Annotated in this window: 12 protein-coding genes and 2 tRNA genes; 3 read left to right on the plus strand and 11 right to left on the minus strand. The window is 69.5% G+C overall.

Annotated elements, in window-relative coordinates:
* Positions 1-64 precede the first annotated feature (64 nt).
* From AC07PR_RS20930 to AC07PR_RS20940, 3 genes are all read left to right on the plus strand, one after another.
* Positions 65-1,825: a sensor histidine kinase gene (locus AC07PR_RS20930; RefSeq protein WP_495136443.1), complete on the plus strand. Its 1,761-nt coding sequence runs from the start codon at positions 65-67 to the stop codon at positions 1,823-1,825.
* Between the two features lie 56 nt (positions 1,826-1,881).
* Positions 1,882-2,349, plus strand: coding sequence for a GFA family protein (locus AC07PR_RS20935; RefSeq protein ID WP_377156516.1), 468 nt, complete (start codon positions 1,882-1,884; stop codon positions 2,347-2,349).
* A gap of 150 nt (positions 2,350-2,499) precedes the next feature.
* Positions 2,500-2,769 carry a hypothetical protein gene (locus AC07PR_RS20940; protein WP_495136444.1) on the plus strand — a complete coding sequence of 90 codons (270 nt, stop codon included), beginning with the start codon at positions 2,500-2,502 and terminating at the stop codon, positions 2,767-2,769.
* An 18-nt stretch (positions 2,770-2,787) separates the two neighbouring features.
* On the opposite strand, the gene phaR is transcribed toward AC07PR_RS20940, so the two are convergent.
* From phaR to AC07PR_RS20995, 11 genes are all read right to left on the minus strand, one after another.
* Complete coding sequence (phaR, locus tag AC07PR_RS20945) at positions 2,788-3,378, minus strand: polyhydroxyalkanoate synthesis repressor PhaR (protein WP_377156519.1); 591 nt, start codon at positions 3,376-3,378, stop codon at positions 2,788-2,790.
* A 157-nt stretch (positions 3,379-3,535) separates the two neighbouring features.
* Positions 3,536-4,540 (minus strand): tripartite tricarboxylate transporter substrate binding protein, encoded by a 1,005-nt coding sequence (locus AC07PR_RS20950; RefSeq protein ID WP_377156520.1) that lies wholly within the window; start codon positions 4,538-4,540, stop codon positions 3,536-3,538.
* 147 nt (positions 4,541-4,687) lie between these two features.
* Positions 4,688-5,719, minus strand: a complete 1,032-nt coding sequence (locus AC07PR_RS20955; protein WP_495136445.1) for a LacI family DNA-binding transcriptional regulator — start codon at positions 5,717-5,719, stop codon at positions 4,688-4,690.
* Positions 5,720-5,782: 63 nt separating this feature from the next.
* Positions 5,783-6,154, minus strand: a complete 372-nt coding sequence (locus AC07PR_RS20960; RefSeq protein ID WP_377156523.1) for a PIN domain-containing protein — start codon at positions 6,152-6,154, stop codon at positions 5,783-5,785.
* On the minus strand, positions 6,151-6,420 hold the full coding sequence (locus AC07PR_RS20965) for a hypothetical protein (RefSeq protein ID WP_495136446.1): 270 nt from the start codon (positions 6,418-6,420) through the stop codon (positions 6,151-6,153). The genes AC07PR_RS20960 and AC07PR_RS20965 overlap by 4 nt, the downstream gene beginning before the upstream one ends.
* Positions 6,421-6,489: 69 nt before the next feature.
* Entirely contained in the window at positions 6,490-7,122 is a 633-nt protein-coding gene (locus tag AC07PR_RS20970) for a hypothetical protein (protein WP_377156527.1), read from the minus strand.
* A 19-nt stretch (positions 7,123-7,141) separates the two neighbouring features.
* Positions 7,142-8,716 carry a vWA domain-containing protein gene (locus tag AC07PR_RS20975; protein WP_495136447.1) on the minus strand — a complete coding sequence of 525 codons (1,575 nt, stop codon included), beginning with the start codon at positions 8,714-8,716 and terminating at the stop codon, positions 7,142-7,144.
* A gap of 20 nt (positions 8,717-8,736) precedes the next feature.
* Positions 8,737-9,993, minus strand: a complete 1,257-nt coding sequence (locus AC07PR_RS20980) for a toxic anion resistance protein (RefSeq protein WP_377156531.1) — start codon at positions 9,991-9,993, stop codon at positions 8,737-8,739.
* A 23-nt stretch (positions 9,994-10,016) separates the two neighbouring features.
* Entirely contained in the window at positions 10,017-11,141 is a 1,125-nt protein-coding gene (locus AC07PR_RS20985) for a hypothetical protein (RefSeq protein ID WP_495136448.1), read from the minus strand.
* 219 nt (positions 11,142-11,360) lie between these two features.
* A tRNA-Val gene (locus AC07PR_RS20990) sits at positions 11,361-11,437 on the minus strand.
* 106 nt (positions 11,438-11,543) lie between these two features.
* Positions 11,544-11,619: transfer RNA gene (locus tag AC07PR_RS20995), tRNA-Val, on the minus strand.

The raw sequence follows: 11,619 nt of genomic DNA on the forward strand, positions 1-11,619 counted from the left end.
CGTGCCGGCCCTGCCGGTCGCTGCGTGGATACTCGCGCTCCGGTCTCTCCTCACGTCCGCCTCGATGTCCGACCCTTCCTCGCGCTCCGAGCTCCTGCCCCTGATCGGCGACCGTGCCTCGGTGGAAATCGCCGCGCTGGTGATTCCGCCGGCCGTGATCGCGAGCACGCAGGCGGGACCGACCAGTGGGGCGTGGACGTGGGCGTGGGCCTGGGCGACCGCCTGTGCGCTGGGCTCGATCGGCGTCGCCGTCGCGCGCCGCCGCTTCCGGCGCGAGGCCGCGCTCATGAAGCCCGACGACTTCGTGACGCGCTGGTCGCGACCGCTGGAGCGCTTCGCGCTCGCCTCCGGTCTGCTGTGGGGTCTGCTGCCCTGGGTCGCCGCCACCGGCGGTGTCTTCGAACACGCGGTCTTCCTGTACCTCCTGCTCGCCGACACGACGGCATCGATGGCGGCCTTCGCGGCCGCGGACCTCCCGTTCTTCGCCCGCTTCCTCTGTCCCGCGTGGGCGATGGCGGCGGTGGCGGTGCCGTTTGCCTTCCCCGCGCAATGGACGATCGTCCTGCCGCTGTGCCTGCTCTTTCCGTGGCTCGTGTGGCGATACGCACGGACGTCCAACGGCCTCCTCGTCCAGCAGTCCCAGCTCAAGCGCCAGAGCGAATCCCTCGCGCTCGCGCACAAGGAGGCACGCGATGTCGCGAACGCCGCGTCGCGCGAGAAGAGCCTGTTCCTGGCCACCGCCTCGCACGACCTGCGCCAACCGCTCTACGCGCTGACGTTGACCGCGCAGGCCGCGCTCCAGCGCAACCAGGATCCGTCGCTGCGGCCGCTGCTGGTCGACATCGCCCAGGCCGCCGGCCACGTCAACGATCTGCTGAACTCGCTGCTCGATGTCTCCGTGCTGGACAGCCGCAGCGCCGAGCTCGCGCTCCAGCCATTGGCGCCGGCGCCACTGCTGTCGGAACTGCATGAGCGCTTCCAGCCGGAGGCGCAGGCGCGCGGCCTCGACTGGCGCATCCGGGGCCCGGAGGCGCCCGCCTGGGTCATCGCCGAGCCGATGCTGCTGCGCCGCGCGCTCGCCAACCTGCTGCACAACGCCTTGCGCTACACGCCCGAAGGCGGCGTGCTGCTCGCGGTACGGCGCCGCGGCGGGAACTGGGCCATCGAGGTCTGGGACACCGGCATCGGCATGGCCGCGGCCAAGCGCGAGGCGCTGTTCTCCGAATTCCGTCGCGGCGACGACGCCGCGCAGGTCACCGGCGACGGCCGGGGCCTGGGCCTGTCCGTCGTGCGCGATTGCGTGCAACGGATGCAGGCGTCGATCGATTGGCACTCCACGCCGGGGCGGGGTTCCTGCTTCCGCATCACCTTGCGCGGCGCGGCCGTCCCGACAACGCCGGTGAAACGCGCGCCCATGGCGCCGCATGCATTCGAGCCGCTCATGGGCCGCGTGCTCGTGGTCGACGACGACCTCGGCGTGACGCGCGGCCTCGTCCATCTGCTGGGCGAATGGGGCCTCGATTGCCGCGTCGCCGGTGACGCTGCCCAGGCGCATACGGCCCTTGATGCGGGCTTCGCGCCCGATGTCGTGATGAGCGACCTGCGGCTGCGGCACGACGACGGCGGCTACGCGCTGCTGCAGGACCTGCTGGACCGGCTCCCGCTCGCGCGCGGCCTGGTGGTCACCGGCGAGCTCGACCTGCCCGACCTGCGCCGCGCCGAAGCCGATGGCCACCTCGTGCTGCGCAAGCCGGTGCAACCGGGCCCTCTGCACGCGGTGCTGCGGTCGATGCTCCCGTCGCGGGGGCGGTCGTCACCAGGCTGATCGAGCACCCGTGGCATGCGCGTTGCCGGCACAGAGCGATGAAGGAGAGCATCCCCATGCACCTCGAAGGCTCCTGCCACTGCGGCCGCATCCGCTTCTCGGTCGACTCGACCGAGCCGTATCCGTTCATGCGCTGCTACTGCACGATCTGCCGCAAGACGGCCGGCACGGGCGGCTACGCGATCAACATCGGCGCCGACCACCGCACGTTCAAGCTGATCAAGGGCCAGCGCGACCTGCGGGTCTATCGCGCCCTCCTCGACGGCAAGGAAAGCAGCGGCCAGCGCCACTTCTGCGGACATTGCGGCACCGCGCTCTGGATGTACGACGACAACTGGCCGGACCTGATCCATCCGCACGCCAGCGCGATCGACACGCCGCTGCCGGAGCCTCCGGAGAACGTGCACGGCCTGCTGGACTCCAAGGCGTCCTGGGTGAAGGTCGAAGGCCAACCGGGCGATGCCCGCTTCGGGCACTTCCCCGACGAATCCCTGGCCGACTGGCACCGGCGGCACGGCTTCTAGGGCAGCGCTTGTGCCGATCACCGGCGAGCGTTGCCGGCCCCCTCGACCCGGGGGACCGCGGCGCCGGATCCTCGCGCGCCGCGCATTCGGTCACGGCGACGCGGACGCCACCCGCCGACGATGCAGGACCGGCTGACTAGCATCGCGCCCATGTCGAACACACGCCCCGCCCCGCTCCTGGACGTCGCGCCGCGCACGCGCGCGCAGCCCTTCGCCTGGATGAAACGGCGACCCGTGCTGGCGGCGATCGCCCTGAGCGCGGCGATCGTGCTGCTGGCGGTGTGGACGGGGCAGGACCCCTACGCCGATCGCGACGACTGCCTGGCGCGGCAAGGCACGCCGGTGGTCGTGAACGCAGCCCTGCATCAGACCGAGTGCCGCATCGTCGGCGAAGGCGCCGACGACGGGCTCAAGCGCTGAAGGTGCCGAACGCGCCGTTCACTTCTTGGGCGGCGGCGGCGGGAAGCCCGGCATGCCGGGAACGCTCGGGAAGATGTTCCCGGCGCTCTGGAACTGCTCCTGCATCTGCAGGAACAGGTTCTTGGACTGCTCGAGATAGTTGCCCATCAGGCCCTGCATCATCGGCGCCTGACCGCTCATGAACTGCGACCACAGCTGCGGATCGAAGCCCCCGCCCTTGCTCGGGTCGGCGAAGCGGCTCTGCAGCTCGGTGACGGCTTGCAGGTTCTTCTCGAGGTAGGCCCCCATCAGGCCCTGCATCGCATGGCCGTAGAAGCGGATGATCTGCGCCAGCAGCGGCGTCGAGAACATCGGCATCCCGCCCATCTCTTCCTCCAGGATGATCTGCAGCAGGATGGAACGGGTCAGCTCATCGCCCGACTTCGCGTCGCGGACCTCGAAGTCCTCGCCGCCGAGCACCATCTTCTTGACGTCCGCCAAGGTGATGTAGCTGCTGGTCTGCGTGTCGTACAGCCGCCGGTTGGGGTACTTCTTCAGCACCCGCGGCCCCTTGGGGTGCGCGGGGTCCTCGCTGCCGGTTGCGGTCTTGCCGCGTCGGGCCGTCGCCATGCTGTCTCCTCTGAGGGTCTTCAACCCATTCTAGGAGGCGCCCGGCAAGCGGCCCGCCGGGTGATTTCCCTTGCTGTGCGGGAGGCGGATGGGGCTGCCGTCGATGAGCCGCCAGTCTCCCACCAGCTCCGTCCGGCTCCGTCCGGCTCAGTCCGGCTCAGTCCGGCTTGACGTTGCCGTCCTTGATCACCTTCGCCCACTTGGCCTGCTCGGCCTTCTGGAATTCGAGGAACTGCGCCGGCGTGTTGGGCGTGTACTCCAGGCCCAGCGATTCCATCTTGGCCTTCACCTCGGGCAGCGCGACGATCTTCTGCACTTCGGCATTGAGCTTGGCCACGATGGGCGCCGGGGTGCCCGCCGGGAAGTACAGCGCCTGCCAGCTCGAGACGTCGAAGCCCGGCACGCCGGATTCGGCCAGGGTCGGCACATCGGGCAACTGCGCGCTCCGCTTGGCCGAGGTCACCGCCAGCGCCTTCACCTTGCCGCCCTTGATCTGAGGCAGGGCCACGGTCACCGTCTCGAAGCTCATCGGCACCTGGCCGCCCATCACGTCCTGGATGGCCGGCGCACTGCCCTTGTAGGGCACGTGCGTCAGATCGGCGCCGGTCATCAGTCGGAACACCTCGCCCGAGAGATGCTGCGACGTGCCCTGCCCCGCCGACGCGAAGGTGATGTCGCCGGGCTTGGCCTTCGCGGCGGCGATGATGTCCTTCACCGTCTTGGCCTGCGAGCCGGGCCCGATCAGCAGCACATTGGAGATCTTGCCCAGCAGGATCACGGGCGCGAAATCGCGATCGGCCTTGTACGGCATCTTGGGCAGCAGCGAAGGATTGATCGCATGCGTCGCGATCGTGCCCAGCAGCAGCGTGTAGCCGTCCGGCGCGGCCTTGGCGACGCTGTCCGCACCCAGCACTCCACCGGCGCCGGCCTTGTTGTCGACCACGATGGTCTGCTTGAGCGAGACCTGCAGCCGTGCCGCGATCTCGCGCGCCAGCACGTCGGACGTGCCGCCCGGCGCGAAGGGGACGATCAGCTTGACCGGCTGGGCCGGCCAGTTGCCGGCATCGGCGGCCTGCGCCGCCGTCATCGCCGCCATGCCCAGCACCACCGTCGCCGCCGCAGCGGCCAGGGCGCGCACGCGACCCCGCATCACCGAATTCATGTCGCTTGTCTCCATCCATGACGGCACGCAGCCCTCGCCGTGATCGACTCGGTACCGATACCATCTTCTTGATGAGAGGAATGGTATCGGTACCATCCCTCGCGTCAAGATCGTGTTGATGAGGGATTTCACCCGGTCAGTGGCCGTTCATGCGCTGGCCCGCTGGACGAGTTCGAAACCGATGTCGACGGTGCGGCGATCGACCGTTCCGCCGGCCCGGTCGAGGATGAAACGCGCCGCCTGCCGGCCGATGGCGAAGCCGTCGATGCGCACCGTGGTCAGTGCCGGTTCGAGGTCCCGCGCCAGCGCCAGATCGCCGAAGCCGACGATCGCGAGGTCGTCGGGGATGCGCAGGCCGCGCGCCTGCGCCTCGATCACGACGCCCAGCGCCAGCGAGTCCGAGCTGCAGAACACCGCGTCGACGCCGTCCGGATGCGCCAGCAGTTCGGCCAGGCCACGGCGGCCGCTGCCCAGCGTGGTCGGCGTGGCGACGGTGGCCACGGGCACGTCGGCGATGCCGAGCGCCCCGGCCTGATCCTGGAAGGCGCGGAAACGCCGCATCGCGCGCTCGTCGCTGCCCGCCACGCCGGCCAGGCGGCGGTAGCCGCGCGCATGCAGATAGGACGCGACCTGCCGGCCCACCTCGACATGGGAGAAGCCGACCAGCATGTCGATCGGATCGGTGCTCTGGTCCCAGGTCTCGACGACGGGGACGCCGGAGGCGCGCAGCCGGGTGCGCGCCTGCTCGGAATGGCTGGTGCCGGTGAGCACCAGGCCGTCGGGCCGTCGGCCGATCATCGCGTCGAGCCAGGCTTCCTCGCGCGCGTTGTCGTAGCCGGTCTGGCCGAGCAGCACCTGGTAGCCGGCCTCGAACAGCGCCTCGGTGAGGCTCTGCACGGTGTCGAGGAACACCGGCCCGGCGATCGTCGGCACGGCGACGCCCACCATGCGGCTCTTCATCGACGACAGCGCGCCGGCGAGCAGGTTGGGGACGTAGCCGGTCTTGCGCACCGCCTCGGACACCCGTTCGCGGACCTCGGGCGACACCTGCGCGGGGGTGTTGATCGCGCGGGACGCGGTGATCGGCGCCACGCCCGCGAGCTGCGCCACGTCGCGCAGCGTGACGGCGCCACTGCCCTTGCGGCGGCGGGGACGGGGGAAGGTCTCGATGTCGGACATATGGCGGCTGATTATGGCGGTCGGGCGCAGGCGCGCCGGCGGACGATCGCGCGTCCGGCGTGTTCAGCGACGCCCCTCGTAGGCCATCACGACGTTGCGCCCCGCGCCCTCGATCCCGTCGCGGCGCGAGGTCACGAATATCAGCTGATTGACGTTGGCCGTCGCCCAGGCGATCGCACGCGGATGATCGAGCGACGGCGAAACGAGCCGCAGCCGCAGCGCCTCGTCGGCGACGGCTTCGCTGATCGACAGGCGCTCGAAGGTGCGGAGAAAACCGCGCGTCGGCTCCAGCAGTTCAGGCGGGCAGCGCGCCATCACCGCGAGCCAGGTGAGCACGCTGATCGAGCGGTGCGTGCAGGCGTCCAGCGCCCGCGCCGCCGTCGGCACGCCGTTCAGGTAGTCGAGCAGCACGTCTTCGTCGATGACGGCATTCATCGCCGGGGACTCCGCCGGGGCGCGTCGTCGTCGGATCTGCCCGGCCGGCCCGCCCCGCCCGCCCCGCCCGCCCCGCCCGCCGGGTCGACGGAGGCGCCGCGCGAGGCCCACAAGCCGAAGGCCTCCGGGGTCACGTCGGCGTGGCCGTCCGCAAAGGCGACCAACGCGCGTCGCACGGCTTCGGCGCGGGAGATGCCCATCAGCTTGCACAGACGGTCGATCTCGACGAGCTGCGCGGCCGGGATGTCGACGATGGTGCGGGTCATGCGGGCCTCCGGGTTCTACGCTGAGGGTTCTGCGCTGAGGGTTCTGCGCTGACGCGTGCCGCGCCCGGCTCAGCGCGCGAGGAAGTCGGGCTGGCGGAACTTCTCTTCGAGGAAATGCCCGTTGGCGATCAGCGCCTGCGCGTCCTGGCGGGCGACGTTGGCGACAATCTCGCGCATCTGGGTCTCCAGCAGCGACAGCTGTTCCGCGAGCAGTTGCCGCGCCGTCTTTCCGTCCTTCAGCGCATGGCTGACGCGGAAGGCCGGCGGCAGCGCGACGTAGTTCGCCAGCGTCTCCGGCAGATAGCGCAGCACCGTCTGGCGGACGGTGAACAGATCCTCGTTGTGCAGGCCGGTCGCGCGCAGCCGCGGCAGCACCTCGGCGACGGCGTCGCGGATCGCGGCCAGACGGGGCTTCACGTCCTCGGGCAGGTGCGGTGAGGCGTGCGCGATGACCTCGTCCAGGCGCTGCATCGTCTGTTCGAAGCTCAGGCTGTCCTCGATCGCGCGTTCGAGCTCGGGTTGGCGGCGACCCAGCAGCAGACCCGCGACGTACAGGCCCGCCGTGATCGCGAGCCAGCCGCGGTCGATCACGCCGGCGAACAGCAGCGCCGGTCCGACCAGCGCCAGCGCGCAGCCCAGGATGTTGCCGCTGCCGTAGAGGAACAGCAGCGCCCGCAGCTTCAGCGATCTCGATGCGGCCATGGCGGCGTTCCCGGCGCGCTCACTGATAGCCGCGGATCTCGCGGAAGACCTGCGCCAGGCGCGAATGGCGTCCGTCGAATTCCCGCCCGCCGGTCATCTGCGCGATCTGCTTCATCTCGTCGACGTTGCCCTCGCCGAACAGGATCGGGAACACGCGCGCCGGCGCGCCCTGCCCGTAGCGCGAGCGGAAGGCGGCGAACGACATCCCGCTGTTGCTCTCGCCGTCGGTCAGCAGCGCGATGCTGACGAAGCGGTCCGGGTGCTCGCGCGATTCCCGCGCGGCCAGTTCCAGCGCGGCCGACAGCGCCGAATACACGGCGGTGCCGCCGCGCGGCCGCAGCTCGTCGGCGACGCTGGTCAGCCGCGCCCGCGCGGCATCGATGTCGCCGGCGTCGAAGGGCACCAGCACCGGATCGCTCACCCGGTCGTCGAACGGGATGAGGATCACCCGCTCTCGGCCCTGGAAAGCGCTGAGTCGCGCGCTGGTCGTCGCCTGCGACGCGCCGCTGAGCACCTTGAGCGCTTCGCGCATCAGCTCGATGCGCTCGCCCTTCATCGATCCGCTGATGTCCAGCACGAAGATCGATGTCGACGGCTTGCGCCAGGTCGACTGGTAGGCGGTCAGCACCGCGTCGATGACCTCGAGCCGGTTCGGGAATGAGAGCTCCGCGATCGCCGCCGTCGGCAGCGCCGCCGCGGTCGCGACCTGGGGATTCGCGGGCCGCAGGAAGGCGGGGCCCAGCGCGTCGCGCTGGAAATCCGCCGCCTTCAACGCGGCGACCAGCTTGTTGTACGGCTCGCGCTGCGCTTCGCGCAACAGCATCAGCGGATAGTCGGCCGAGATCATCCCGTCCCGCGGATAGACCAGCGTCAGACGCTGGTCCTGGGCCAGCTTTTCGTTGGCACGCAGGATCACGGCCTCGTAGTTCACCATCGCGTCGATGGCAGCCGGGTCCTTCGTGAAGGCGTCGGCCAGCCAGCCGGAGCTGCCCGCGGTCAGCCGCTGGCCGGACAGGAAGGCGGTGATGACCTTGGCGTCGACATCGGACGCGGCCATGTCCTCGGTCTTGCCCGACGACGCGGCGGCCACCGCGAAGAGCGCGCTCATGCCCGAGTTCGAACTCGCCGCATTGGTCATCGCGTAGCGCAGCCTGCCGGTGCTGGCGGCCTTGGCGATGTCGGCCCAGGTCGGCGCGCGCTGGCTCCAGCCGAGTTCGGCCACCTTGGCCGCCTTCACGCCCAGCGCGATGCGCGAGTAGAAGAGCTTCTCGCGCGCCAGCGGCGGCGTCTGGAGCGCCAGCGACGGGTAGGCGCCGTTGGGCGGCAGGATCGCGTCGAAGCGCTCGCCGGCGTTGATCCGCTCGACGATGTCGAGCGTGCCGGCGTAGCTCATGCGCACGGACACGCCCGCCGATCGTCCGGCCGCGACGATCGCCGGCTCCAGGTCCTTGACCTCGGAGCCCGCGAGCACGGTGAACGCGGCCTCCGCATTGCCCGCCTCCGCCGTCCTGGCCGGCGGCGCGTCGGACTCACGCCTGCCGCAGCCGCCGAGCACCAGCGCCATCGACAGCAGCGCGAGGGAGCACCATCCCATCGCAGCGCAGCGCGCGACGTTCACAGCGACACCTCTCCCGACGCCTGCAGCGCCGCGGCGGATTCCTGACGCCGCACCCGGTCCAGGTAGGTCCGGCTCTTGGCGACCTCGTCGGACAGCGTATCCACGGTCGTCTGCATCGACGCCAGCGCCTTCGTCTTGAAGTCGGCGATGGTGTCCATCGTCTGGTAGATGTTGGTGAAGGCCAGCTGCAGCTTCGCGATCTCGATCGTGCTGGACGCGGCCTGCTGATGGATCGCGGCGCTCTGGTCGCGCAGCATCTCGCTGGTGCCGGCGATGAGCTGGCCGGTAGTGGTGTTCAGCGCGGAGATCTGATCCAGCACCAGCTTCTGGTTGTTGAGCGCCTGGGCGACGATGACCGCGGTGCGCAGCGCCGACACGGTCGTCGTCGTCGCGCGGTCGACGCCCTTGACCAGCTCCAGGTTGTTCTTGCGGATCAGGTCGAGCGCCAGATAACCCTGGATGTTCACCGCCTGCTGCGTCAGCAGGTCCGTCACCTTCTGGCGGGTGTAGAACAGCATCTCCTCGCGGACGACGCGCGCCTTTTCGCCGTCCGAGTGTTCGAGCTCGCGCGCCTTCGCCTCGAGCTGGCCGTCGAGCGTCCGGCCGATGTGGATGTACTTCTCCAGCCGTTCCATCAGCGTCCAGAGGTTGACCTTCTCCTGCTCGATCGCCGCGTTGTCGCGCAGCAGCTCGTCCTTGCCGCCCTTGAGCGCCTCGATGATGCCGTTCAGGTGCGACTGCGAGGACTGGTAGCGGTCGAAGTAGTCGGCCAGCCTGTTGCCCAGCGGGATGAAGCCGAGCAGCTTGCGCGCCGAGAACAGGTCGCCCTGGCGCGACGGGTCGAGGTCCTCGACGGTGCGGCGCAGGTCGACCAGCGATTGCCCGATCTGCGCGCCCTGGTCCAGGAGGCCGCTCTTCAACGATCCGACGGGCCGGTCGAGCATCCGGTTGGACGCGGCGGACGCGGCCTCGATGTCCTTGCTGCCCATCGCGTGGATGCGTTCGACGGCCTGCTTGAAGGTCGGATGCTGGCTGTCGTGCGTCGTGATGTCGTCGATGAACTGGCGGACCTGGCCGTCGAGCTCGGCGACCTCCTCCGGCTTGAGCTTCACCTTGCCGCCGGCGGTCTCGACGGGCACGACCTGCACCGGCGCGGGCGGCTCCAGCGTGAAGGCCTGCGGGGGCTGGAGTTCGTCGAGTGCGACATTGCCGGTCGAGTTCGGGACGGGCGTCGGGGTCTGCGATGCGGTCATGTGGTCCTCCTCGGGATGAAGCGTCACTTGAACCGGGCCTCGATGCCCTGGATCATGCGTTCGAGCCATTCATGGCTGGGCGGGTCGACGACGTCGACGAGCACCGGCGGCACCTTGACGCCGCGCTGGGCCCAGGTCTCCGGGCCCTTCACGTCGCCGCCGGTGCGGAAGCCGTATTCATGCGCGAGCTCGCGCAGCTTGGGGTCGGTGTCGAGTGCCTCGCCCAGGCGGGCGCCCTTCTCGTTGTAGGGCACCAGCACATGCTTCGAGTACACGGTCGGACGCGGGTAGAGCACGACCATGTCGCCCTTGAGCCGATCCGGATTGCGCAGCCAGAACTCGACCATCTGCGACTCGTAGGCCGCGAGCAGCGGCGCCTTGCCCATGCCGAGCGCGAGGTAGTCCTCGAACGGGCCGGCGGAGCTCTGCTCCTGGAAGCCCTGGCGCAGGAACAGCGGGGCGACGAGCGGGAGGACCTTGTCGACTTCCTCCTGGCTCTGGACGATCTGCTGCTGGTTGGCGAGATAGCTTGCCAGCGCGAGGTACATCGCCGCGGAGTTGGAGGTGCGCACATCGGTGGAGTTCACCAGCACCGCCTTGCCGGTGGCGAAGGCCTCGCTCTTCTTGAGGTCGCGCCAGCGGGCGTTCTGCTCGATCAGCGTCATCAGCCGCTGGAGATCGACGATGTAATAGAAGTCGCCCTCGCGCTGCGCGATGCCGTTGGCGACGAGGATCTCGGCGATCGGCTTCCAGCTGGCGAAGACGACCGGCGTATAGAACGGCGTGTAGACGTTGGCGGCCTTGGCGGCCACTTTCAGCTGCTGGCCCGCGGGGGCGCCGGACGGGAAGCCGAAGTCGTACTTCGACGCGTCGACGCGGTTGGCGATGGCACGGGACCCGGCCTTCTCGACCGTGACCGTGAGTCCTCGGGCAGCCAGCGCCTGCTGGACGCGGGGGTCGTTGAAGAAGGCTTCCTTCTCGGAGCCGATGAGACCGCGGAGCGTGGCCTGTCGGTCCCGCACCTGCTGCGCGGTGACGGCGGCGACCTTGTCCTGGCCGAGCCGCGCGTTGGAGTACCAGACGCCGCCGCCGACCGCGGCGAGCAGGGCGATCGCCAGCACGGGGGCGACCAGTTTGCGAATGTCCAAGGTGACGAGCCCCTGAAGGCGCGTGGAAGGGTCACGCTGCGGCGGACGATATCGCCGGGTGATGACGGAAATGTGTCACACGACTGTCACGAGCGCGGGAGTCCGCGGCGTCCGGCAGGCGCTCGCCGCTGGTCTGACCGACAAGTGGAAAGCACAAAGCAGAACGCCCGCTAAGAAGCGGGCGTTCTGCCGAGGTGTCCCGAAGGACGTCCTACCGTCTGGTAGGCGCGATTGGATTCGAACCAACGACCCCCACCATGTCAAGGTGGTGCTCTAACCAACTGAGCTACGCGCCTGAAAAACTCGGCCAGTGGTGGTCAATCCACTGGTCCGTAAACAGAATCGCCCGCCGTTTGAAGCGGGCGACCTGTCGAGGTGTCCCGAAGGACTGCCTACCAATTCTGGTAGGCGCGATTGGATTCGAACCAACGACCCCCACCATGTCAAGGTGGTGCTCTAACCAACTGAGCTACGCGCC

Source organism: Roseateles sp. GW821-FHT09H11 (assembly GCF_059415845.1).